The organism is Lactiplantibacillus plantarum (assembly GCF_014131735.1).
Taxonomy (GTDB): domain Bacteria; phylum Bacillota; class Bacilli; order Lactobacillales; family Lactobacillaceae; genus Lactiplantibacillus; species Lactiplantibacillus plantarum.
In genome coordinates this window covers 1,504,291-1,526,249 of record NZ_CP039121.1, presented here as the reverse complement: position 1 = coordinate 1,526,249, position 21,959 = coordinate 1,504,291, and the positions used below count along the sequence as shown (strand labels likewise).

At 46.2% G+C, this 21,959-nt stretch carries 22 protein-coding genes; 2 read left to right on the top strand and 20 right to left on the bottom strand.

What is annotated here, in order from left to right; translation table 11 throughout:
• Positions 1-15 precede the first annotated feature (15 nt).
• The 6 genes from rnc to E5260_RS07005 all read right to left on the bottom strand — a co-directional run bounded on the left by rnc (position 16) and on the right by E5260_RS07005 (position 6,787).
• Entirely contained in the window at positions 16-711 is a 696-nt protein-coding gene (gene rnc / locus E5260_RS07030; protein WP_003640377.1) for a ribonuclease III, read from the bottom strand.
• A 416-nt stretch (positions 712-1,127) separates the two neighbouring features.
• Complete coding sequence (acpP, locus tag E5260_RS07025) at positions 1,128-1,373, bottom strand: acyl carrier protein (RefSeq protein ID WP_003640376.1); 246 nt, start codon at positions 1,371-1,373, stop codon at positions 1,128-1,130.
• A gap of 38 nt (positions 1,374-1,411) precedes the next feature.
• Positions 1,412-2,458 (bottom strand): phosphate acyltransferase PlsX, encoded by a 1,047-nt coding sequence (plsX, locus tag E5260_RS07020; protein WP_003640375.1) that lies wholly within the window; start codon positions 2,456-2,458, stop codon positions 1,412-1,414.
• 41 nt (positions 2,459-2,499) lie between these two features.
• Entirely contained in the window at positions 2,500-4,539 is a 2,040-nt protein-coding gene (gene recG / locus E5260_RS07015) for an ATP-dependent DNA helicase RecG (protein ID WP_003640374.1), read from the bottom strand.
• 142 nt (positions 4,540-4,681) lie between these two features.
• Complete coding sequence (locus E5260_RS07010) at positions 4,682-6,388, bottom strand: DAK2 domain-containing protein (RefSeq protein ID WP_003644321.1); 1,707 nt, start codon at positions 6,386-6,388, stop codon at positions 4,682-4,684.
• A 36-nt stretch (positions 6,389-6,424) separates the two neighbouring features.
• On the bottom strand, positions 6,425-6,787 hold the full coding sequence (locus E5260_RS07005) for an Asp23/Gls24 family envelope stress response protein (protein WP_003638623.1): 363 nt from the start codon (positions 6,785-6,787) through the stop codon (positions 6,425-6,427).
• Between the two features lie 235 nt (positions 6,788-7,022).
• Between E5260_RS07005 and rpmB the strand changes: the two genes are divergently transcribed.
• Positions 7,023-7,208, top strand: a complete 186-nt coding sequence (gene rpmB / locus E5260_RS07000) for a 50S ribosomal protein L28 (RefSeq protein ID WP_003638622.1) — start codon at positions 7,023-7,025, stop codon at positions 7,206-7,208.
• An 85-nt stretch (positions 7,209-7,293) separates the two neighbouring features.
• Here rpmB and E5260_RS06995 read toward each other — a convergent pair whose 3' ends face one another.
• The 12 genes from E5260_RS06995 to gmk all read right to left on the bottom strand — a co-directional run bounded on the left by E5260_RS06995 (position 7,294) and on the right by gmk (position 19,630).
• Complete coding sequence (locus E5260_RS06995) at positions 7,294-7,455, bottom strand: hypothetical protein (protein ID WP_162531550.1); 162 nt, start codon at positions 7,453-7,455, stop codon at positions 7,294-7,296.
• A gap of 110 nt (positions 7,456-7,565) precedes the next feature.
• Positions 7,566-8,225, bottom strand: a complete 660-nt coding sequence (locus E5260_RS06990) for a thiamine diphosphokinase (protein WP_003640371.1) — start codon at positions 8,223-8,225, stop codon at positions 7,566-7,568.
• Entirely contained in the window at positions 8,225-8,878 is a 654-nt protein-coding gene (rpe, locus tag E5260_RS06985) for a ribulose-phosphate 3-epimerase (protein ID WP_003640370.1), read from the bottom strand. The genes E5260_RS06990 and rpe overlap by 1 nt, the downstream gene beginning before the upstream one ends.
• A gap of 9 nt (positions 8,879-8,887) precedes the next feature.
• Positions 8,888-9,784, bottom strand: coding sequence for a ribosome small subunit-dependent GTPase A (gene rsgA / locus E5260_RS06980; protein ID WP_003640369.1), 897 nt, complete (start codon positions 9,782-9,784; stop codon positions 8,888-8,890).
• Between the two features lie 84 nt (positions 9,785-9,868).
• On the bottom strand, positions 9,869-11,893 hold the full coding sequence (pknB, locus tag E5260_RS06975; protein ID WP_003640368.1) for a Stk1 family PASTA domain-containing Ser/Thr kinase: 2,025 nt from the start codon (positions 11,891-11,893) through the stop codon (positions 9,869-9,871).
• The gene (locus E5260_RS06970) at positions 11,890-12,636 is read right to left on the bottom strand and encodes a Stp1/IreP family PP2C-type Ser/Thr phosphatase (RefSeq protein WP_003640367.1); all 747 of its coding nucleotides are present in this window, start codon (positions 12,634-12,636) and stop codon (positions 11,890-11,892) included. Before E5260_RS06970 ends, pknB begins: the two co-directional genes overlap by 4 nt.
• A 17-nt stretch (positions 12,637-12,653) precedes the next feature.
• On the bottom strand, positions 12,654-13,997 hold the full coding sequence (gene rsmB / locus E5260_RS06965) for a 16S rRNA (cytosine(967)-C(5))-methyltransferase RsmB (RefSeq protein WP_003640366.1): 1,344 nt from the start codon (positions 13,995-13,997) through the stop codon (positions 12,654-12,656).
• On the bottom strand, positions 13,994-14,947 hold the full coding sequence (fmt, locus tag E5260_RS06960; RefSeq protein ID WP_003644319.1) for a methionyl-tRNA formyltransferase: 954 nt from the start codon (positions 14,945-14,947) through the stop codon (positions 13,994-13,996). The genes rsmB and fmt overlap by 4 nt, the downstream gene beginning before the upstream one ends.
• 23 nt (positions 14,948-14,970) lie before the next feature.
• Entirely contained in the window at positions 14,971-17,388 is a 2,418-nt protein-coding gene (gene priA, locus E5260_RS06955; RefSeq protein WP_003640364.1) for a primosomal protein N', read from the bottom strand.
• A 22-nt stretch (positions 17,389-17,410) separates the two neighbouring features.
• Entirely contained in the window at positions 17,411-18,748 is a 1,338-nt protein-coding gene (gene coaBC / locus E5260_RS06950; RefSeq protein ID WP_003640363.1) for a bifunctional phosphopantothenoylcysteine decarboxylase/phosphopantothenate--cysteine ligase CoaBC, read from the bottom strand.
• A 52-nt stretch (positions 18,749-18,800) separates the two neighbouring features.
• Positions 18,801-19,013: a DNA-directed RNA polymerase subunit omega gene (gene rpoZ, locus E5260_RS06945; protein ID WP_003640362.1), complete on the bottom strand. Its 213-nt coding sequence runs from the start codon at positions 19,011-19,013 to the stop codon at positions 18,801-18,803.
• Positions 19,010-19,630, bottom strand: coding sequence for a guanylate kinase (gene gmk, locus E5260_RS06940; protein ID WP_003640361.1), 621 nt, complete (start codon positions 19,628-19,630; stop codon positions 19,010-19,012). Before gmk ends, rpoZ begins: the two co-directional genes overlap by 4 nt.
• 192 nt (positions 19,631-19,822) lie before the next feature.
• On the opposite strand from gmk, the gene E5260_RS06935 reads away from it, so the two are divergent.
• Positions 19,823-20,158 carry a hypothetical protein gene (locus E5260_RS06935; RefSeq protein ID WP_022638014.1) on the top strand — a complete coding sequence of 112 codons (336 nt, stop codon included), beginning with the start codon at positions 19,823-19,825 and terminating at the stop codon, positions 20,156-20,158.
• Between the two features lie 205 nt (positions 20,159-20,363).
• Here E5260_RS06935 and E5260_RS06930 read toward each other — a convergent pair whose 3' ends face one another.
• Positions 20,364-21,017 (bottom strand): ABC transporter permease, encoded by a 654-nt coding sequence (locus tag E5260_RS06930; protein ID WP_003640359.1) that lies wholly within the window; start codon positions 21,015-21,017, stop codon positions 20,364-20,366.
• A complete protein-coding gene (locus E5260_RS06925) occupies positions 21,017-21,952 on the bottom strand; it encodes an osmoprotectant ABC transporter substrate-binding protein (protein ID WP_003640358.1) in 936 nt (311 codons plus the stop codon). The genes E5260_RS06930 and E5260_RS06925 overlap by 1 nt, the downstream gene beginning before the upstream one ends.
• Positions 21,953-21,959: the final 7 nt, after the last annotated feature.

The following is a 21,959-nucleotide window of genomic DNA, read 5'->3' as shown; positions in this document are numbered from 1 at the left end:
TGTAATTATTAATGGTTACTTTTGCTGTAATTGTGAATAAGCTTGCCGAGCAGCGCTCTGTTCGGCTTCCTTCTTGGAATGCCCCCAGCCCTCACCGATTTTTTGACCATCGGCAAGTACGGCAATCTCATAAGACCGCTCATTGGCTGGACCATCTTGTTCAATTAATTGATAGTCGATTGCGACATCGCCATCCCGTTGCAAGTATTCTTGCAAGGTCGTCTTATAATCAAAAACGCCATCAAAACGACCCTCATCCAGCTTAGGAAAAATTACTTGATGAACGAACTTCAAAACAGGTTCCCGTCCTTGATCCAGGTACAGTGCCCCGACAAATGATTCAAAAATATCACATAAAAGTGAATCTCGTTCCCAAGCATGCGCTTTTTGTTCGCCCTTGCCTAACCGGATGTACTGAGGAAAGTCACATTCACGGGCAAAGCTTGCAAAACTTTCTTCACAAACCATGGCGGCCCGTAAACGAGTCAACTTACCTTGGGGCATGTCTTTATAACGTTTGTATAAATATTCGGACACCACTAACTCCAAGACGGCATCCCCCAAAAATTCGACCCGTTCGTAATACTTCAACTGTTGGTCCTGATGTTCATTGACATACGAGGCTTGTGTAAACGCCTCCGCCAATAAATCGGGATCGTTAAACACAATGCCAAACCGTTCCTTCAACATTGCAGCTAATTCTGTAATCATTTGAAACTTCCTTTCGTTATCATTCTATCGACTAACCCCATTGGATCAGCCAGTTATCACAATCTGTTACTGGTGGTGCCTAACTTAGCATGAATCATTATTTAAGGTGGTCATTCATCTGCCGTTCGAGTGCTTCCGACATGTATTCAGTGCTACTCTTACACGCAATGTTCAGTTTCACCCAGCCGTGGCAATCGACCGTGGATGATCAGAAGCCAACAATATAGAAACACAAGTTAAAAGTCCGCTTAAGTAAGGATTCATCTGATAATCAGTCAGTCAACAGGTCACACATTGCATATCATAACATTATACTATGATTTAGTGGTCAATAACAATGATATCGGTACTTTCGTAGTCAGACAAGCAAAAACAGGTAACCATGTTGGCTACCTGTTTTTGCTTGGTCAATTAACTTATTTTGCTTGGTGCGCTGCCACGTAATCGACGACTTCGCCGACCGTTGACAATTTTTCGGCATCTTCGTCTGAGATTTCGCTACCAAAGGTGTCTTCTAATTCCAGTACAAACTCAACAAAATCGATGGAATCAGCATCCAAATCGGTTTGCAAGTTCATTTCGTTGGTAATCGTTGCTTTATCAACTTCGAACCGATCAGCAATGATATCCGCAATTTTATCGAAAATTTCTTCTTTCGTCATGTAAAGATCCCTCACTAACTTGAATTCACTAAAGTATTCTAATCGTTTTCAGCAGGAATGTCTACACTTGCTTGCTGATTAGCTTGTTGATTAGCAAAATATTCCGCAACTCCTGGGACGATATCCGTACTGACCATCTGGCGAATTTGGCGGATAGTATTCACGATTGTTGGCGCTTTGCTGGAACCGTGCGTCTTAACGACCGGCGCCTTCAATCCTAGTAAGACCGCGCCACCGTACTGAGAATAGTCCATTTGAGACCGGATTTCATTAAACCCATTCTTAAGCAATAGGCCGCCTAACTTGCCACTGATACCGGTGTCATAGACGGCATCTTTCACTAAACCGAGCATGGAACGCGCCGTACCTTCAATGCTCTTCAAAACGGCGTTACCCGTAAAACCATCCGTTACGACGACATCAGCAACCCCGTTCAATAAGTCCCGGGATTCAACATTACCGACAAAATTGATACCGTCAGTCTGTGACAAGAGTTCAAACGCTGCCTTATGGACCTTATTTCCCTTGTCATCTTCCGTCCCGTTATTGAGTAAGGCAACCCGTGGATGCTTAGCTTGCATCATCCGTTCTGCATAGTACGTCCCTAACACACCGTATTGTTGCAAGTTCAGTGGCTTACTATCAGCATTAGCACCAATATCCATCATCACAAAGTTCGATTGGTTAGCATTGCGTACCACTGGCAATACCGTCACTAATCCCGGTCGGTCGATGCCTTTGATCCGGCCCACGATAAATAACCCGGCCGCCAGAACGGCCCCCGAATTACCGGCAGAAAAGAAGGCGTCCGCCTGGCCATCCTTCACGGCCTGAGCCGCCATTACGATTGATGAATGCTTCTTACGGCGAACGGCACGTACGGGTTCATCCTCCATCGTAATAACTTCATCAGCATTGATGATTTGAATCCGATCACGGTTCTTCAGTTGCGCGTTAATCACATCGCGTTGACCATATAATAAAAAGACCGTATCCTCAAATAAATCACGAGCCTGTTCGACCCCCTCGATCACAGCGTTAGGGGCGTAATCGCCACCCATGGCATCAATCGCAATTTTAATCATTGTGTCACCATTCCTCTCATCACAGTACTGTATTTAGGTTATTAATCGAGCGTCCCCACCGCAGCCAACTTCTGGCTCAAATAGGCGGCTAGTGCCCGATTATCCGGTTGACTTTGCCAATCCGGTTGCTGTACGATTGCGTGGGCATCTTGCTGGGCAACTTGTAGCACGGTCAAATCCGCAATCGGATCACCCACTTTAAATTCCGGCATTCCCGATTGCTTGACACCCAGCACATCACCGGCTCCTCGTAATTCTAAGTCTTTTTGTGCCAAAACAAAACCATTTGTTGTCTGCGTCATGATCTGCATCCGCTCAATCCCTTGCTGGTTCTTGGGATCAGCCACCAAAATACAGTATGAAGCCTTGGTCCCACGACCGACGCGTCCGCGTAATTGATGTAGTTGCGCCAAGCCAAAACGGTCAGCATCATAAATCATCATGATTGTGGCATTCTTGACGTCAACACCCACTTCAATCACGGTCGTGGAAACAAGTAACTGAATGTCTCCCGCCTTAAAAGCCGCCATGACCGCGTCTTTTTCCTCAGGTTTCATTCGACCGTGCAACAGTCCAACTTTAACACTCGCCCCAAAATACTCTTGTAAATTAGCTGACAGAGCCTCGGCGTTTTTAACATCCAGCGTCTCGGATTCCTCAATCAATGGTGTCACCACATAGGCTTGCGATCCATTGTCAATCTGTTGATGAACAAAGCTTAACGCCGAATTAGCTTGGTTGCTCCGTACCCAAGTGGTTTGAATCGGTTGCCGACCAGCCGGTAATTCATCAATTTCAGAAACGTCCATTTCACCATACGCCGTAATCGCCAATGTCCTTGGAATTGGTGTTGCCGTCATGGCTAGTGCATCAGGTTGCCCGCCTTTTTGACGAAAGGCGGCCCGTTGGTTAACCCCAAAGCGATGTTGCTCATCGGTAATAACTAATCCCAAATTAGCATAAGTCACCCCGTCCTGGATCAGGGCGTGCGTGCCAATCAATAAGTTGATCTCACCAGCAGCCAGCGCTGCTAACAATGTCTTGCGGGCAGCTGGCTTGGTCGCACCCGTTAACAGTGCGACGTTGACATCCGTGTCGGCAAAGACCTGGGCCAAGTTATTTGCGTGTTGTTCAGCCAAAATTTCGGTTGGCGTCATCAACGCGGCCTGATAACCAGCGGTAATCGCCGCATACATGACAATGGCAGCCACAATCGTTTTCCCGGACCCCACGTCACCTTGAAGCAACCGATTCATATGCTTCGGTGACTTCAAATCCAAACAAATTTCATTGACGACACGTTTTTGGGCGTGGGTCAATTCAAATGGCAGTGTTTTAATAAACGCCTTTAGTCGGTCATTGTCATAAGCGATCGCAATACCGTTCGTCGTCGCGTCCGTTTGCTTCAGAACTTGCATTTGCATTTGAAACAACAAGAACTCCTCGTAGGTCGCTGAGCGTCGAGCGGCCGTTGAATCGGCTTGACTAGCTGGGAAGTGCATATCATGAATCATTTGGCGCCGCGGTAACAGTCGGTATTTAGCACGTAAGTTAGCAGGCACAATGTCCGTAATGACTGGGGCATATAACTCATATGCTTGTTTGATCATCTTCTGAATCGTCCCCTGCTTGACCGTCTTGCTGGCCGGATAAATCGAACCAAACGCTGAATCCGCATTATTGGGATTGATGATCTTCATTCCCGTCAAGCTACTGCGCGTGGCGTCCCACTTGCCATAAACGGCTAAATCTTGGCCAGTCTCAATCTGTTTCATCAAGTATGGTTGATTAAAAAAAGTCACCATATAGACGTCATGGTCGATTAACAAGCGAAAATTCAGGCGATTCTTCTTACGGCCAAACCGTGCTAGCACAGGTTCAGAAGCCACAGTACCCTTTAGTGTCACCTTTTCTTGATCGGCGATTTCATTGACGTCTTTGACCTGTAGATCTTCATAGCGAAAGGGATAATAGGTCAATAGATCTGCAATCGTATTAATCCCAAGCTCCGCTAAACCTTTTTGGCGGGCTGGGCCGACACCACTTAAAGTTGCAACCGCGTCACTCAACTGTTGTCCCATGCCTGACCACCGCCCTTTCTAAAATAATTGCCTTTACCAATATTAATTATACCAAAAAAACGTTTCAATCCCGCGGGAAGTATCCGTCCGTACAAAAACAGGCCCCAGCATCACTGCTAAGCCCTATTTTTAACGGTTAGTCCTATTCAACTGACACAAGGAATGGGTAAACTGGTTGGTCACCTTCATGAATTTCAATTTCTAATTCATCATCCAACTCTTGCACCTTAGCTGCCAAATGATCAGCGTCAGTTTTAGTTGCATCCTTGCCGTAAATAATCGTTACGAGTTCGCTATCTTCGTCGAGCATGGCTTTGACCATATCCAAAGCAGCGGTATCGCGATCTGGATTCGTAATTACGATTTTGCCATCAACTAAGCCCATGTAATCATCTTTCTTGATTTCAAGGCCATCAATCGTCGTGTCGCGAACAGCATGTGTGACTTGACCACTAACAACCGTACTCAAGGTTTCTTCCATCGCGGCCTGATTATCGTCTAAATCAGCTTCAGCATTGAATGCCAACATTGCAGTCATGCCTTGCGAAATCGTCTGACTGTGGATAATTTTAACTGGGACATCGGCAACTTCCGCAGCTTGTTCAGCTGCCAAAAAGATGTTTTTGTTGTTTGGCAATACTAATGCTTGTTGGGCACCACTGTCATTAACAGCTTTGACGATATCCGCGGTACTTGGATTCATCGTTTGACCACCAGCAATGATGTCGGTGACACCCAAGCCCTTAAATAGCTTGCCGATCCCATCACCCGATGACACAGAGATGATCGCATAACCATGCATGTCAACTTGTGGTTGTGAAGGTAAGGCGGGCTCAGCAGCGGCTTGCGCTTCGTCTTCCTTATCATGTTCCATGATGGTTTCTTGTTGTAGACGCATATTATCAACTTTAACTTTGATCAACGCCCCAAAACGTTGGCCCCACGTCATGACATCGCCAGGATGTTCCGTATGAACGTGCACCTTAACGATTTCATCATCGTTGATGACAAGTAATGAATCGCCCAATTTTGCTAAGTACTCATAGAAAGTGTCATAGTCGAACTTGTGATCAACTAACTTACCATCGCCGATTCGCACCATAATTTCGGTACAGTAGCCATACTTGATATCATTCGGGTCTAATTGCCCCTGCACACTTTGATGGTGGGCAGCATCAATCATCGAATCCATTTCAGCATCGTCCGGAACATAGTCCTGTGATTCGTCGACCTTGCCGCTTAATGAGTCACTAAAGGCTTCCAGCACGAAGGTCAGCCCCTGACCACCGGAATCAACAACCCCAACTTGTTTTAAAACGGGTAACAAGTCCGGCGTGGACTTCAATGCAGCTTCAGCAGCCGTAACGACGGCATCCATAACTTCACAAATATCATCGGTCGTTTTAACAGCTTCCTTACCGGCACCAGCAGCTTTGCGGATGACAGTGAGGATAGTTCCTTCAGTCGGCTTCATAACGGCCTTGTAGGCGGTCTGAGCACCGGCTGCGAGGGCGGCTGCTAAATCGTTAGCGGTTAAGCTCTCCTTATCCGCTACGGCTTTAGAAAAGCCCCGAAAAATTTGTGATAGAATCACACCAGAATTACCACGGGCCCCCATCAAGAGTCCCTTGGCTAAGGCTGACGCTAGGTCGCCTACTTTTGTACTGGTTTCTTCACGTTCATATTTGGCACCGCTGGCCATCGATAAGCTCATATTAGTCCCGGTATCACCATCTGGTACCGGAAAGACGTTCAAAGAATTAATAAATTCAGCACGTTGGTTCAGCTTTTGTGAAGCAGCCTGCACCATTTTGCCAAATTCAAGATTAGTAATCGTGGTGATTTTCAATTTCAAAATTCCTCCTTGGCTTCCACCAACATCAATTTAGTCGTTCATTACCCGGACACCTTGGACAATGACGTTGACCGAATTGGCCGTAACGCCAAGCATGTTTTGTAAGTTATATTTGACCTTGGCTTGGACATTGCGTGAGACTTCTGAAATTTTGGTCCCATAACTGACGATAATGTTGACATCAATAGCCACCCCATTATCCTCTTGGCGAACAACCACACCGCGCGCATAGTTTTCGCGGCGTAAAATTTCATTAACATTATCACGAATCTGGTTCCGACTCGCCATACCGACAACCCCGTAGTTATCCGTTGCGGCGCCACCGACGACCGTCGCGATAACATCATTATCAATATCAATGGTTCCAAATTGCGTTTTGATTTTGACAGCCATGAAAATAGCCTCCTTGTTTTAACGCGTTCATTTACGATAGTTTATCATAGCACAACCACTCTTGAAAGAAAAATTAAGCGACTGCTTAACAGAAGCCCGGAAACTGGGAATTTAGCAGTAAAGTAAAATTACTTGATAGAAATGTATTGCAACCTTTATTAATCTATGATAAATTATTCTAGTGAATGATAAAGACGACCTTTTATCAATGAATTACCGAAGGAGGCAGATCAACATGGCAAAAGACTACGTTACAGGCAAACGGACGCACTTTGGTAACACGCGTTCTCACGCTTTAAACCACAGCCGCCGCAGCTGGAAAGCTAACTTGCAAAAAGTTCGCATTTTAGTTGATGGTAAACCAAAGAAGGTTTGGGTTTCAGCTCGGACTTTGAAATCAGGTAAAGTTACGCGCGTTTAGCGCAGCAAATCGCCAGCACATTTTTTTGTGGCTGGCGTTTTTTGTTGTCTAAAATTACTAATTTCTCGTCAACTTTTTATAAAGTTTATAATTCAGCCTTGACCAGCCCATTATGATGACCTGAATCATTGAGGGTGCTTGCCGTACCATCGTCGGAAACAACCAGCTGGGTCTGACCAAAAAGTTCTGCTTCAACATAAGCTTTCCGGTTAGGTCTACTAACGACCACCGACCTAAACATCAGCACGTTTCACCAACAAGCTCCCCGATGATACGTCGTTACTGCATATTAAAAGACCGGTTGATGAGTTTATGACTCACCGACCGGTCTTATTTTAGCTGAAACCTTTGGGTACCCTACGCATCCGCCATGCTGTCATCACGACTTTGAATAACAGCTAGAACCCCCGCATCAAAGCTAAAGTGACCAGTATTGCCACTGAATTCGTTACTGGCCCATGAAATCGGGTACGCATTATAAGCAGCGTCCAACTGATACTTCTCATCGGGTAACGTGAGATGCATCGGCATCAGCGGTACAAACGCCAAATAGCGTTTATCCGCTTCCTTCGTAATCTGGTAGTCCCCTGGTAGAAAGAACCGAACCGAATTTTGCTTATCAATCAGTTTGATCTGCGGAGCCCACTGACGAAATACCGGATCAAGTACTAACCACATATTGGCCAGTAAATGGTCTAACCGACCACCCGTGGCACCATATAGATGCACTTCATCCGGTTGCAACTGCTCGAAAATGGATTTAATCGCCAATTGTGTATCCGTATGGTCTTGGTCGGGTTTGACAACGACAGCGCCCACCAACGCATCTTTGACAGTCTGGAGTTCAGCCGCATCAATTGAATCAAAATCACCTACGACCATCACGGGCTGGATACCACGTTTCACCAAACGCAACGCGCCACGGTCAGCGCCGACCCATGGTCCTGGAATCGTCGTTAAATCTGCTGGATAATTAGCGGTCGGTCCGCCAACCAGTAAGTTTACGATGGTTGCCATTAATTGGTCGCCACCTTCAAATCTTGAATACGTTGCGCTGGGTCCGCACTGTCATAGACATACGAACCAGCAACAGCGACCGTAGCACCAGCGTCATAGCACGCCTTGACGGTCTGGTCGTTGATTCCACCATCAACTTCAATCTCAAATTGATAACCGTGTTGTTGCTTCAATTCGTTCAACGCCGCAATTTTAGCAACCATTTGGTCCAGAAAATGTTGACCACCAAAACCAGGATTGACGGTCATAATCAAAACTTGATCCACTAGTGGCAATAATTCACTAATCATGCTGAGTGGTGTTCCGGGGTTCACGACCACTTCGGCTTTCACACCAGCATCTTTGATTAATTGTAAGGCGTGATAAATGTGACGGGTACTTTCAACGTGCACACCAATCAAATCTGCACCGGCCTTTGCAAACTGCCCAACAAACCGCTCTGGGTCCATAATCATTAAATGACAATCTAACATTAATGACGTTACTGGCCGTAAATCCGCCACAGTACTCATTCCGAATGACAAGTTGGGGACAAACTGACCATCCATCACGTCAATATGCAACGCATCGGCACCGGCATTTTCAGCCATCTGAACGTCACGTTGAAGGTTCGCAAAATCTGCACTTAAAATTGAAGGGGCAACTTTAATCATTAGTCTCACTCACTTTTTCTTATTATAGATTACTCTTTTATTTTTAATGGTTTCATAGAATTGTAAATAATTATCATAGCGACTTGCTAACAGCTCCCCAGCTGCCAATGCCTGTTTAACCGCACATTGCGGTTCGTTAATATGCACACAGCCTCGGTATTTGCAATCAGCGCTAAGTCGCACAAACTCTGGAAAATAATGGGGCAACTCGTTAGCGGCAATATCGAAAACTTCATAGGATGAGAAACCCGGCGTATCAGCGACCAACCCATCCGCAATCGGGATCAAGCTGACTTTACGGGTCGTATGTTTCCCACGATTCAGCGCCTGCGAGATTTCACCAGTCGCTAACGCCAGCCCTGGTTGTAAATGATTTAGCAGTGTTGACTTACCAGCACCAGTTTGGCCCATGACAACCGCCACATGACCAGCCAGAGCCGTTTTAACTGCGGCTAAGGCGGCCGGTGAAAATGCGGTTCGTTCGCAGATGACCTGGTAACCAATCTGCCGATAAGCGTCCGCTAATGTTAATCGTTGTTGGTACACCTCATCGGTTAGTAAATCAGTCTTCGCAAAGTAGAGTAATGGTTCAATACCTGCCACTGCCAAAGCTACCAGTTGTCGATCCAATAAATTCGTTGAAAATTCTTGTTCCGTTGTAGCGGTTACCACGATACCTAAATCAACATTAGCCACTGGCGGCCGTACCAACTGGGTCTGTCGATCAAGAATATTTAACACGTAGCCCTCTTGTGGGGTCGCCGCATCAAACTCCACATTGTCGCCGACAAGTGGCGTAATCCGCCGCTTCCGGAAATTCCCGCGTGCACGGGTCCGATACATTTGGCCATCAGCATAAACGTCATAAAAGCCGCTTAGCGATTGCCGAATTTGTCCAATTTTCAAATTAGCACCACCTTTTATATTATTTGGTACGGTCCACTTTTCTCTATTGTACCAAAAAAGTCATGCATTGCGCATGACTTATCTTTATTTTGTTGCATTTTTGCTTGTAATATTCTTCTTTTCCATGATCGTAACCCCGTTACGCACGATTCGGTAATGCCCCTTCGTATTACCGGTCAGCTGAAACGGTAAACTAATCTTAGTCGACCGCATGATTGCAATATCGCGATAAACGGTCTCAATCATATGGGTATCATCATACAAATAAATCTTAACATCGTTGGCCTGGGCAGTGGTGGCCGATAACGCTTTGTATGGCACCGTTAGTTTAACATAAAAATTCTGTGGTGTCGTCACGTTATTATCACTGCCCCTTGACATGGTCACCGTAATAGTCGACCCAGTCCGGACATTGCCACCGCCATCTGGATCTTGATCATAGGAATAACCTGCCTTCTGTTCCGAAGAGTAGCCCTGCTTAAAGTTAACATTAAGATCATTTGCCTCAGCATAGTCCAGAATATCGCTCTTGCTCTCACCAGTTAAATCTTTTAGCTCGACGTAGCGGCTACCAGCGCTGACCGTAAACGTCACCGTCGTATCTGTCGGCATCACGCGACTACCAGCGACAACATCCTGACTGATGATTTGTCCTGCTGCAACCGACGACGTACTGTAAGTTTCCTTAACTTTGAATCCCGCCGATTTAAGCGTCTGTCGAACATCATGGTAATTATCATTGACATAATTACCAAAGCTCATAACCTTGGCACCGTTACTGATAACCAAATTAATGCGAGCACGTTCTTGGACCCGCGTCTTAACACTGGGCGTTGATTTGATCACCTGATTTTTGGCTACCTGATTACTTTTAGCATGTTGAACAGTCCCGACCGTGAGATGGTGTTTTTTGAGGACCTTAGTTGCGGCACGCTGACTTAAGCCCGTTACTTTCGGCACCGTCGTCATCTGTGGCCGACTTAATTCCAAACCGACGATCACGGCCACGACTAATAACAAAATAATACCGCCCCAAAAGAGGAGCCGACGCCGCAACGGATGTCGTTTGGACCAAGAACGTGTTGGTAACGGTTCTTCATCAGCATCTGTCTGACTCTCAGTCGTTTCAGCCGGGCGCTGGAGTGTTGGTTGCTTGCTTTTATGCGCCACGACCTGGGTCTTACCGTCTTGATTGGCCGCAATTGCTGCTTGAATATCCGCACTGGGCATGATCTTAGTCTCATCATTACCGACATCTTGCGGTACAAAGCGCTTTTCGCCCGCACGGTTACTAGCAAGCACCGTCAATAAGTCAGCGGCCATGTCCTCGACCGTAGCATAACGTTCCCGTGGATCTTTCGTTGTCGCCTGCAAGACGACGTTTTCAAGTGCCTGCGGAATATCCGCATCAAACTCTCGCACGGATGGCATTGCATTTTGAAAATGCTTTAACGCAATGGAAACTGCCGTCTCACCCTTGAAAGGAACTGAGCCTGTTAACATCTCATATAAAATAATCCCTAACGAATAGATATCCGATTGTTTTGTCGCCATGCTACCGCGGGCCTGTTCCGGTGACAAATAATGGACCGAACCTAAAATCGTGTTAGTCTGCGTCATGGTATGTTCAGATAACGCGACCGCAATGCCGAAATCAGTGATTTTAGCATTGCCCTGCTCATCAATTAAAATATTTTGTGGTTTTAAATCCCGATGAATAATATTATGCGCGTGGGCCGTTGCCACGGCACTTAATATCTGCTCCATGATGTCGATTACTTGCTGTAACGGTAACGGAAAGTTCTCTTTAATATAATTTTTAAGATCCATCCCTTTGACGTATTCCATGACCAAGTATTGCATGCCATTTTCTTCGCCAATATCGTACAAACTGACAATGTGGGGGTGAACAAGTTCCGTCGTTGCCAGTGCCTCACGTTGGAATCGCTTGATGGTCTTAGGATCATCACGTAAGTCTAACCGGAGCAGTTTGACCGCAACATCACGATCTAATATTAAGTCATGTGCCAAGTAAACGTTGGCCATCCCACCTTCACCTAAGGACCGAACGATCCGATATCGTCCGCTAAGGGTATAGTTGGGTGTCATTTACTGGCCACCTCACCATCAAGCGCCATCAGCAGCGCCGTAATGTTATCCTTACCACCAGCTGCATTGGCTAATTTGATCAACGTCTCACACTTCTGGGTCGAAGTCTGCGTCGTTGCCAAAACCGTCGCAAGCTGTTGGTCAGTCACCATATTCGTCAGCCCATCTGAACATAATAACAATTGGTCCCCAGGTTGTATCTGGTAAAGGTTCGTATCGATATCCGCATCTGGTGAGATGCCTAGTGTCCGCGTAATAATATTTTTCTGCGGATGTTGTCGGGCCTGTTCGGCTGAAATCTCTCCTCGCTTGACCAACTCATTGACTAAAGAATGATCCTCCGTCAGTTGGTGGAGTTGCCCATCGCGAAAAAGATAGCCCCGACTATCACCAATGTTAGCCATCAAAAACTTTTGATCAAAAAGCAAAGCGGCGACCATTGTCGTACCCATGCCGTTTAGATCTGAAAATTCACGGGCCTTTTCAATAATATGCTGATTTTCATCTTGAACTTCACTTGCTAGCCACTTGACGGCATCATTGGGTTCCTTGAATGTTGTATTTTCAAACCGAAAACCCATGTGCGAGACTGCCATCTCGGAAGCGACATCGCCCCCCTGGTGGCCACCAATACCGTCCGCAACAATTGCAAAATTGATGCCCGCTTTATTTTGAAAAAAGCCGACATAGTCCTCATTTTCTTCACGTTGTTGGCCAATATCCGACCGGTATGCAAAATCCATTGTTTACCACTCCACCATTATTTTTTTCGCAAACAAGCAATGAAAAAGCCGTCGGATAAATAATCATCGGGATAAATCGACAAAGTCTTTTCCGTTCGATCAGTTTTCAAGTCTCGTTCAGTTGGCGTTGTTTGCAGCTCAAAATCTGGGTGATCCGCTAAGAATTTGGTAATCACATCCTGATTTTCCTGTTGCAAAATCGTGCACGTACTATACGTCATGATACCACCTTTTTTCAAGGTTGGGGCGACCGCTGTCAAAATTGCCAGCTGAATTCGTTGCAAGTTCAAACTATCCTGCAACTGTTTCTCATAGCGAATCTCAGGCTTCCGGCGCATCAATCCCAGTCCCGAACACGGAGCATCGACTAAAATTCGATCAAAACTTTCAGCATTAAACTGCGTCTCAACTTTACGGGCATCGAGTTCGGTGGCCTCAACGCGATCAGCAACGTGCATGCGCGCCGCATTTTGACCGATCAGTTTCACTTTATTGGCATGAATATCAAGGGCAACGACTGTGCCACCCTGCTCAGCATCTAAACTAGCCGCAATCTGGGTCGTCTTGCCCCCGGGGGCCGCACAAGCATCCAAGACTCGATCATTCGGCTGCGGATTGAGTGCTGGCACAACTAATTGTGCACTTTCATCTTGAACTGTGAACATGCCATACCGCATCGCTTCAGTATTAATGGCCTGACCATCCGTTGCAATCAGCCCTAACGGTGAGATTTCACTCGGCGTAATTGTCAAACCATCATTAATCAGCGCCGTTGTCACATCTTCAACCGTCGACAAGGCCGGGTTGACACGTAAGGCTTGCTTAGCTGGTTGGTTCAATGATGATAAGATTCGCTCCATCTTTTCAGCACCTAATTGACGCCGCAATTCTTGAATCAACCATATTGGCATGCTATAAGTCACACTCAACCGTTCATCAGGATCTTTAATCGCATCAAAACTCGGTAGTCCTGAGCGATCCATTTGATGTAAGACGCCGGTTACAAACCGCCGAATGCCAGGGTGACCTTTGACCTTAGCAATTTCAATCGTTTCGTTGAAAACGGCCCGTTGTGGAATCTTATCCAGATACTGCCATTGATACAATGCGCTCAATAAGAGCTCCCGTACCCAGGGGTCAATCTGGTGCGGATGTCGAACAAACGGGGTCAACCAGTATTCGAGAGTCAACCGATGTTGAATGACACCGTAAACCATATTTGTCAGCAGATTAATGTCACGCCGATCCATCTGATGATCATTGATTAACTGGTTTAATTGCAAATTTGAATATGCACCGTTCTTAATCTTCGCTAAGGCGGCGACCGCTAACCAGCGGGGGGTATTACCAACTGTACTCATTTATTAATAACCTGCTCTCCGGTAGCGAACTTATCTGCCGCCCCATTTAAATAGTCTGTAATTGTCATCTTCGGTTTACCAGCTGGCTGCAACTGATTGATTGCAATCGCTGTGTGGTCAGCAGCTGCAATCACAAGCTCATGTTTCGTCTTGCGAACCACTTGTCCAGGAGCTTGCGTGACCACTTCGTCAGCTAAGGGGGTCACATCCCAGAACTTCGTGCGCTTTCCATCCAAGACCGCATAGGCGATTGGTGCTGGCCGCATGCCCCGAACTTGATTATCAATTTCAACGGCCGTTTTTGTAAAGAAGTCTAAAACCTCTTGTTCTGGCCGAATGTTCGGTGCAAAGGTCACTTGGGATTCATCCTGTGGCACCGCCGTAATTTCGCCAGCAATCAACTTGGGCAACGTTTCCAGTAACAAGTCGCGACCAACTAAGCTCAACTTATCAAACATCGTCCCGGTGTCATCGTTTTTTTCAATTGGAATCGCACGCTGCGCCAGCATATCGCCCGCATCCATCTTTTTAACCATGTAAATGATAGTAATTCCAGTTTCAGACTCACCGTTGATAATTGAATATTGAACAGGCGCGCCACCACGATACTTAGGCAACAACGAGCCATGGACATTAACGGCACCAATTTTGGCAGCTTTCAACAATTTTGTTGGTAAAAACTGTCCAAAGGCGGCCGTCACAATTAAATCGGGCTGCAAGTCAATAATCTGTTGCATTTCAGGACTACCACTAATCTTTTCCGGTTGGAAGACGGGAATATCATGGGCAACCGCGACTTCTTTGACTGGCGAAGCTGTTAAGACGTGTTTGCGACCAACTTTTCGGTCTGGCTGGGTCACAACGCCTAGTACCTGGTATTGTTCTTTAATTAAACTTTCGAGAATCGGTGCCGCAAACGCGGGCGTTCCCATAAAAACGATTGATGTCATTGTCAAACTTCCTCCTAATCCCATTACATGAAATGTAAGGGTTCCACGTCAATTCCAATCTGTAGCCCTTGTCGTTGTTGCGCCTGCGTCTCATGCAGTAGCGTTGTCAGCGTCTGAGCTAAATTGGGTTCTTGTTTATATTTAATCACGATTTGATAATAATAACGGCGATTGACTCGTGCGATCGGCTTGGGCGTTGGGCCTAATAGAATCGTTGACGGTGCCAACCGCGGGCGTAACCATTGCAGTAACTGATACATGCGCTTGGCTGCTACCCCTTCATCTAAGTCACTCGCTGTAATTTGAACCGTAAAGTAGTACGGCGGATAACCACCCCGGTGCCGCATCTGCATCTCATACTTGAAAAAGCCTTCGTAATCGTGGTGTTGTGCAAACCGAATCGCATAATGATCCGGATTAAATGTCTGAATATACACGTGACCACTCTTTTCCGCCCGTCCAGCTCGACCACTCACCTGGGTTAATAGTTGGAAGGTCCGTTCACTGGCGCGAAAATCCGGCAATCCTAGGGCCGTATCGGCATTCAAGACACCGACCAAGGTCACATTAGGAAAATCCAGTCCCTTCGCAATCATCTGGGTACCAATCAAAATATCAGCTTCACCACTCCCAAACTGTGCTAAAAGCTTGGCATGGGCGCCCTTTTTACGGGTCGTATCATTGTCCATCCGAATAATGTTAGCGTCCGGAAGCAAGTCTTGCAATTCTTCTTCGACTTTTTCAGTTCCCGTCCCATAATAACGGATCTGACGACTATGACAGTTCGGACAATTCCGCGGAATGGCTTCTTCGTGACCGCAGTAATGGCACTTCATCGTGTGCGTATCCATGTGTAGCGTGAGTGAAATATCACAATTAGGACACTTCAAGACAAAACCACAATCTCGGCACAACACAAACGATGAATAGCCCCGCCGATTGAGCATTAGAACACTCTGCTCATGACGTTCAAGCCGATCCTGCAAGGCAACTAACAGTGGTGCTGAGAAATTGCTTTCAGCGTGTTGTTGCATTTCCTTTTTCATATCAATAATTGAAACCTTAGGAAGGGGCCGTCGATTGACCCGATCCGCAAGCAGTAAGCGCTGATAAACGCCCTTTTCTGCGCGGGCGCGCGTTTCTAACGATGGGGTCGCCGAACCCAGTACGACTGGACAGTTATGGTAACGACTACGCCATAAAGCCACTTGCCGAGCATGATAACGCGGGGCATCATCCTGCTTATACGTGCTCTCATGTTCTTCATCCATCACGATTAAGCCAAGATTTTTTAGCGGGGCAAACACCGCTGAGCGTGCGCCAACCACCACCTGAGCCTCACCTCGTTGGATTCGCCGCCACTCATCATACTTCTCACCACTGGACAATCCACTGTGCAAAACGGCAACAGCTTTACCAAAGCGCCCCTTCACGCGTTGAACCATTTGGGGTGTCAGTGAAATCTCCGGCACTAACATCAACGCCGTTTTTCCTTGTGCCAATGCGGCCGCCATCGATTGCAAGTACACCTCAGTCTTACCGCTCCCCGTCACACCCTCTAACAAGAACGTGGTGGTTGCGGCTTGGTCAACGGCTTGCGTAATCTGATCGACGGCCACTTGCTGTTCATCATTCAATTGTAACGCCTTGGTAGTCTTAATATCACTAGTTGCGTAGGGATCACGATAAACCTCGACGGCCACTTTTTTAAGCCAGCCTTTCTGTACTGCTGTACGAATGGCACCGTCCGTGACATCAAAACGAGTACAAAACGCCTTTTGCGAGAGCTGTTCACCATTTAAAGTGAGCAACCCCTGGAGCACCGCCAATTGTTGTGTAGCCCCGGCGCGTACCTGGTCCACTGCAGCCTGTAGCGCTTCGTTAGTTAAGGCCGCTTTCACCGCCGTTTGCGTTTTACGCCGTGCTTGATTTTTAACTTGGTAGTACACATCGACTTGCCCAGCCGCCTGCAGCCGTAATAACTGGCTGACGATTGCCGGCGTCGTGGCGACGTCATCAAACGGCACCATCGATTGGTCCCCAAACAGCGTCGTTCGAATCGTCGCGGGCGTTGTTGCTGTTGTTCGCAACTGTTTTTCATACTTTGCACGCATGACCGCCGGCAGCATGGTCTGTGCACAGGTAATCTGAAATGAAAACGTGCTGGCAGCCAACCACTTGGTCAGTGCTAAGGCTTCAGTATTCAGAACCGGTGCTAGGTCAACGACCGCGTCGATTGGTTTCAGCTCACCATCAAAGTTAGTAACGTCATCAAGAGCTAACACAAACCCCTGCACCCGCCGTTTACCACGGCCGAACGGCACCACGACGCGCATGCCGGGTTGCACTTGTGATTGCCAGGCGGTTGGAATTCGATAACTATAAGGTCGATTTGTCTGCATAGTGGGCACATCGACTAATACTTGGGCAATTTGTGCCACACAACTCTTCCTCTCTACTTAATCATGCCTGTGTTCCTGCACCATCCGCAATTGCCGTCATCAAGATCTGTTTGGCAATTGCAGTTTTCGTTGTCAATTCCGTCGTAACTGGTTGTTGCTCAGGCCGCAACAGTGTGACCTGATTGGTATCACCATTGAACCCAACTCCCGGTTTGGAAACATCGTTAGCAACAATTAAATCTAATTTTTTACTAGTTAACTTACGATTGGCATTGGCCAGCAATGATTGAGTTTCAGCTGCAAAGCCAATCACATACTGTTGGTGCTTCCGGGCCGCTAACGTTTTTAAAATATCCGGTGTTTCTGTCAATCGTAACGTTAAGTCAGCATGGTCAGCTGGCTTTTTAATCTTCTGATCAGCTAATTCAGCCGGCCGATAATCAGATACGGCCGCCGCCATGACCAAGATATCCGTATCATCAAAAATATCACTGACTGCCGTCAATAAGGATTGAGCCGAATCAACCGTCACGACCTTAACACCACTAGGCGCTGCTAAATGAGTCGTGGCGCTGATCAGTGTCACAGTTGCACCTAACTCCCGTGCGACTTGAGCAACTGCGTAGCCCATCTTCCCCGATGAACGATTCGTGATAAATCGTACCGGATCTAAGGCTTCTCGGGTTCCGCCGGCAGTGACGACAACTCGCCGTCCTGCTAATGGCAAATCAGGTGTCAACTGAATCAGTTGATCTGTCAACCAGGCCAAAATCACCGCTGGTTCCGGCAAGCGTCCTTGACCACTGTAGCCTTCCGCCAACATACCCGTAGCAGGAGTTAAGACGTGTAACCCATCCGTCGTCAGCTGCTTCAAATTGCGCTGAGTTGCTGGATTAGCGTACATATGTGAATTCATTGCTGGCACCACAAACTTGGGTGCGGTCGTCGCTAAAATTGTCGTCGTTGCGGCATCATCGGCTAGACCGTTAGCCACCTTAGCAATCAAGTTGGCGGTAGCCGGAACGAGAATCATCACTTCAGTCCAGTCAGCTAACGCGACGTGGACGACGTGATGCGGGTCAGTCGTTGTGAATTCATCAATGACCACTGGCTGCTGCGTTAAAGTTTGAAAGGTCAATGGCGTGATAAACTTTGCCGCATGGGTCGTCATCGCAACTCGCACGACGGCGCCCTGTTTCATCAAACTACGAATCAATACTAACGCTTTATAACTCGCAATCCCACCACTAACGACTACCGTTACATGGCGTTTTGTCCATATACTCACTTCTTCACGTCCTTTGAAAAATCTCGCAACCGTGCCAGCGAGATTTTTACACTTTAATAAAACAATTGTATCAAGAATCGACAGTAACGTGAAGCTGAACGTCCGCGTCATTCTTCATAAAAAAAGTGCCAAGCCCCAGCTGGCTCAGCACACCGTTTTGTTACTAATCTTTGTCAGTTTCATCTGGATCGATCATTAAGTCACCGGCCGCAATTTCTTCCATGGCCCGACCAATCGTTTTAACCGATTTGTATTCGCTAAGCATTGGTGCTGCACCAGCGTCCAATTCATGGGCCCGCTTGCTAGCTAACATAATCAATGAGTAACGCGAATTAACTTGCTTCAGTAAGTCATCAACTGATGGATATAAGATCATGATTCCGCATCTCCTAACATTTCTTCATACTCGGGCATGACCCGTTTAACACTAAACCGTTCACTACGAATAATAGCCTTGATTCGTTCAGCAGCTAGCGGAACTTCATCATTGATAACCGCATAATCATAATTACGCATCATCTTGATTTCATCAACCGCTTTTGCCATCCGCTTGTTGATCACACTCATATCATCAGTCCCACGACCAATGATGCGGTGCTTCAATTCCATCAAATCCGGCGGCGTCAAGAAAATGAAGACGCCATCAGGCATTTTTTCGCGGACTTGCATGGCCCCGTTAACTTCAATTTCTAAGAAAACGTCTTTGCCAGCCGCCAACGACTGCTTAATATATTTTAAGGGCGTCCCATAGTAATTGTCAACATACTTGGCATATTCAAGCATACCGCCGCTCTTAATTTCATCCTCGAACTCTTCTTTGGACACAAAATAGTAGTCCTTGCCATCTACTTCGCCCGGACGCATTTGCCGCGTCGTCATCGAGACTGAATATTGAAAATCGTTATCATCTGAGTCAAAGATTTCCTTGCGGACGGTACCTTTACCGACACCCGAAGGACCTGATAAGACGATTAACATGCCTTGTTTCGCCATGATCACAAATTCCCCTTAATTAAAATATGTTTTAAAGTTTATTTTGCACTTTTTAACCCTATATTGCAAGTATTATCAAGGTTACACAGCTTTTTTTCATTTTTATTCGTGAATTTTCTCAAATTTTAGGCTTGCTTTTTAGAACGCCTGTTCGTATAATGGAAACACAAACAAATGTTCGAGGTGGCTAATATGCAAAATCAACAATCTAATTTGAAACTAATTTCCAAGAACTTACACGCTTCCTATCGCCAATTTATGGATGACTTTACTGCTGCCCCGACCGTCGTTGCGCCGTTACTGCCAATGATGCCGGCTTTCCAGCGGGATTTGTTCTTAGCTCAAGCGCACACGGAACACTATCAAATCATGCTCCAGATGCAGCCTCAGCTCACTGAGTCCCGACCATATAATATTCACGGAGTGTTAAAAAACCTCGCTAGTGGTCAGTTGGTTCTAGTTAATCGGCAGTTACACCTGACCCACTTGGTCGACCCGGACGCCATCCGTTATATCAAACGCGTTTAGTTTAATCATTAATACTTGCATCAAAAGGTGAAATCATGTTCAATACAACCTTGCGTATTCTCATGGTGTTTTTGATGCAAATCAAAAAGATTGATGTTACAGCTCCACTGACTTCCCTGAATGAGTGAGTACGGAGTACCTGTAAATCAATCTTTTTTAGTAACTTAATTTTTATATTGCTTCTTTTACTTGTCGCTCACTGACGTTATTTTTGAGTTGGATCAGCACGCTTTTCAATCCAAGCCAAGACCGTATCAGCAATGATTGCCATTAAAGCTGTTGGTAACGCCCCGGCCAAGATAATGGCACCACCATTCGTAGCATTGGTTCCTCGAATAATGATATCCCCTAAACCGCCGGCACCAACGAAGGTCCCAATGGCCGTAATCCCGATAGCCAACACTAATGCGTTCCGGAGTCCAGCCATAATGACGGAAAGTGACAGTGGCAACTCCACCATTCGTAACAGTTGCCAACGCGTCATCCCCATCCCCTTACCGGAATCTAAAATACTAGCACTCACATTTTGCATTCCAGTATAGGTATTCTTGATAATCGGTAGCAATGCGTATAAAAAGACCGTGACGATTACCGTGTTCACACCTAGTCCCAAACCAATCATGATGATTGATAACATCGCTAGTGACGGAATCGTTTGAATCACATTGGCAATCGCGATCACTGTCGCACTCAACCGACTATGATGGGCAATGAAAATGCCAATTGGAATCCCAACAATTGCCGCAAACAGCACGCCATAAATTGAAATCAAGAAGTGACGTGAGAACTGGCTTAACACGTACACACCGTTTTGTTGGTAATAATATATCAACTGTTGCAGCAAGTTCATCTGAGCCATTATTTGTCACTCCCTTCAAAGTAATTATGTTTTTCAAGGAACTGTTTAGCCACAACTTCCGGTTCCACTAAGTTATTATCAACTTGATAGTTCAAGTTTTGCATCGTCTTTAAGCTGATTTTACCGTTTAATCGATTCAAGATTGGCTTCAACTTCGGATGAGCTTTCAAGATCTTGTTCGTTGCAACCGCACTCGCATTGTATGGTGGGAAGAAATTCTTATCATCCTTTAAAATCTTCAGATCATAACTACCAATCCGACCATCAGTCGAGTATCCGAGGATGGCATCCATTTTACCTGATTCCAAGGCATCATAAACTAAACCAATTTGCATTGGATAAGTCTTCCCAAATTGAAAGCCATACAACTTCTTAAAGGCAGGATAACCGTCACCTTTTCGTTCAGTCCAGATTTGATCCAAACCGACCGTCAGCTTCGAGGCTACTTTTTTCATATCACTAACCGTATTTAGATGGTATTTTTTAGCCGTCGCTTTCGTCACCATAAAAGCATAGGTATCTGCGAACCCATAACTTGGGAAATAGGTCATTTGATACTTGCTGTTGAACTGTGAGCGAACTTTTTGGTCAATCGACTTGATATTACTCCGATCCATCTTTTCGCCCAGAATCGTCGTTAAGTCCGTCCCAGTGTAACGAATCGCTGAAATATCAGCCTGATCATTCTTCAAGGCATTGAAACTAACCGTCCCAGAACCTAAATTGTTAATGATCGTCGTATTCAAATTAGAATAATGCTTAATCATATCTTGAATCATGTACGCCATGATTTGTTGTTCAGTCGTGTTTTGTGACGCAATCCGGATCGTATCGGATGAAGTTCCTGACAAACCCGGAAAGCCACAGCCGGCCAATAATAACGCACTGGCGACCGTTGCGAAAACACCTAACAACCACTTTTTAATTTTCTTCATCTTTAAT